1 protein-coding gene and 2 pseudogenes are annotated in these 2,851 nt (G+C 26.5%); all 3 read left to right on the top strand.

Features of this window, described 5'->3' with window-relative positions; all coding sequences use genetic code 11:
• Window positions 1–479: pseudogene (locus AJ930_RS10625) on the top strand (DUF115 domain-containing protein); the annotation flags it as partial.
• Window positions 476–2,335, top strand: a complete 1,860-nt coding sequence (locus AJ930_RS08880) for a motility associated factor glycosyltransferase family protein (protein ID WP_070275225.1) — start codon at window positions 476–478, stop codon at window positions 2,333–2,335. The pseudogene AJ930_RS10625 and the gene AJ930_RS08880, both read left to right, overlap by 4 nt.
• A gap of 12 nt (window positions 2,336–2,347) precedes the next feature.
• Window positions 2,348–2,851 (top strand): annotated as a pseudogene (locus tag AJ930_RS08875) (motility associated factor glycosyltransferase family protein); the annotation flags it as partial.

Below are 2,851 nucleotides of genomic sequence, written 5' to 3'. Positions count from 1 at the left end.
ATAAACAAAATGAGTTTTTACTTAAGGCTTATTATAAAGTTTATCAAAGTATTAAACATTGTAAAGATTTTAATGATAAATTTATTAAAAGCTATGATAAAATAAAAAACTCTTTTATTGTATTGCAAAATTCTCAAGAAAATGAAACCCTTATCAAAGAGATCATTAAAGATATAGATAAAATCAAAACTCAAATCGATGAACTTTACAATACTCAAAAAGATTTGATACAAATTTTAGGCCCCTTACTAACTCAATTTGAACTTAATCTTGCTAGAATTTATGTTTTAAATCCTAAAACCAAAGAAGATGCTTTTAATAAAAGTATTCTTTGGGTAAAAGAACACTTAGAATTTATGGAATTAGTTTATGGACATATCAAAGCACAAGAAAGTGCTTTGATTAAAAATATACTTCCTTTAGAAGAAAAACTTAAAGAAAGAAAATTATATAAATCGATGGAAAGGGTGAGAAGGTGAGAGAAGAGCTTTTTTTAAAAAATACTCAAGCTTTATTTGAAGTTGATGAAACTCTAGCTTATAGATTAAGATCACTTAAAAATATAACTTTGAAACTTATTCAAAATGAAAATGGAATCAATTTTACAAAAGATGAAATCTTACTTTATCAAAATCCCAATCAAGAGCTTTTAGAAAATCTTAGCCTTTTTCAAAGTGAATACGCAAAATATCCTATTTTATTTTTTTATGGTTTTGGAAATGGAATGCTTTATAAAAGTTTATGTGAAAATAAAAATCATCAACATATTGTTGTTTTTGAAGATAATTTAGAAATTTTAGCCCTTGCTTTTCATTTATTTGACTTTAGTGAAGCCTTAAAAAATGAAAAACTCATACTTTTTTACACTCAAACGCTAAATACCGCACAACTTAGCACACTTTTTAACTATGAAATCATTCAAAAAAGTGTAAAAATTTTTAATCTTTTTATCCATAGTGATTTTTATCAAAAATTCCAAAGTACACAAATACAAAATACAAACACCCAACTCATGGAAATGATACGCTTTATTGTTTTAAACAAAGGCAATGATCCACATGATTCTTTAGTGGGGATCAAGCATACTTTAGATAATCTTCCTAAAATGTTAAATCATGGAATTTTTCAAGAATTTCTTAAAGAAAGAAGGACTAAAGTTAAAAATGCTATCATTGTTTCTACAGGACCAAGTTTAACCAAACAATTACCTTTATTAAAAAAGTATGCTAATAAAGCTACGATTTTTTGTGCGGATAGTGCTTATGTTATCCTTGGAAAATACGGTATAAAGCCTGATTATGTTTGCATGCTAGAGCGTGATGATATAGTTTCTAAATGTTTTGATAATGATTTTGGCGATTTTAACAAAGGCATACTTTTCATACTTGCTTCTGTGGTTCACAAAGAAGTATTGGATTTTTTGGAAAAAGATCAAAGAACTTATATGCTTGTGCATCGCCCTTTAAATTTTGCAGCCAGCTTAAAACTTGATGAATATGGATATCTTGGAGTAGGACACAGTGTTTCAAATATGATCTATGAACTAGCAGGAGCTTTAAGATTTGAAAATATCATTTTTATAGGACAAGATCTTGCTTATAGTGAAGATGGAAGTTCTCATCCTAAAGAACACATTCATGGCAACCAAGGTGAAGAAATCAGAGGGGAAAGCTATACCTTAGCTTATGGCGGAAAAGGCAAAGTAAGAACACAACTTACTTGGAATTTATTTCGTCAAGCCTTTGAAAAAGATATTTTTTGGACAAAAGAAAAACTTCATATCAACACTTACAATTGCACCGAAGGTGGAGCAAGGATAGAAGGAACTATAGAAAAACCTTTTCTTTGGGCTTGTGAGAATTTACTTGATAAGGATTTAAACAAACCTTTTGATTTTCCAAAAATTTTAGATAAAAAACAAGCCAAAGAAAAATTAGAAAAAACAAAAAAATATCTCCAAAAAAATATTTTAGAATCCAAAGAATTTATCAAAAAAGCTCAAACTCAACTTCAAAAACTCAGATATACTTTAGAAAAAAACAAAGATGATTTTCACACTCTTGAAAAAATCAAAAATGATCTTTTAAATCTTTTTAAAGAATTTAAAAAACTCAAATTTTTTAACGAACTTACTCGAGCAATTTATTTTCATAATGAATGTGAAATTTTAAAATTTGAAGTTTTAAATGCAAACAAGCAAAAAGAAAATTTGATAGATTTTTTAAAAATACAACACAATTGGTTTATACAAGGTTTAGGATACCTTGACACTCAAAACCAAACCATAGAAAAAAGTTTAGAAAATTGGAATTTTGACGATATAGTCAAAAAATAATTAGGATTTCCAATGACCTTCACTCCTACCCAAAAAGAGCTCTTTAACAAAAATATTGAAGCTTTAGGTAATATTCTTTTAAAAGAAAGTTTAAAAGAAATCAAGTCTAGCAAATTTGAACTTATCTTAGGTAAAGATAATCTTGATATCAATCTAAAAGATACGAATGATAATACTTTTCTTTATGAAAATGTTATAAATGAATTAAACTCTATGCTAAATACTTACAATGACAAATACCTACTTTATCCTGTATTGTATTTTTATGGTTTTGGAAATGGAATTTTATTTAAAGCTTTATTACAAAATAAAAATCATCAACATATTGTTGTTTTTGAAAAAGATATAGAGATCATTTGGATGATGTTTCATATCTTAGATTTTTCAAATGAATTACAAAATTCAAGATTGATGATTTTAGAAACTAGTTCTTTAGATATAGAATTTTTTTCTAATTTTTGTTCTAACAAACCTTTCTTTCAATTTTCTAGAATTTATTTTTTAGAACTGATGAGT

Source organism: Campylobacter sp. BCW_6871, assembly GCF_001762325.1.
GTDB classification, from domain to species: Bacteria; Campylobacterota; Campylobacteria; order Campylobacterales; family Campylobacteraceae; genus Campylobacter_D; species Campylobacter_D jejuni.
Note: the sequence above shows the minus strand (reverse complement) of the source record. Positions and strands in the feature narration are given on the sequence as shown.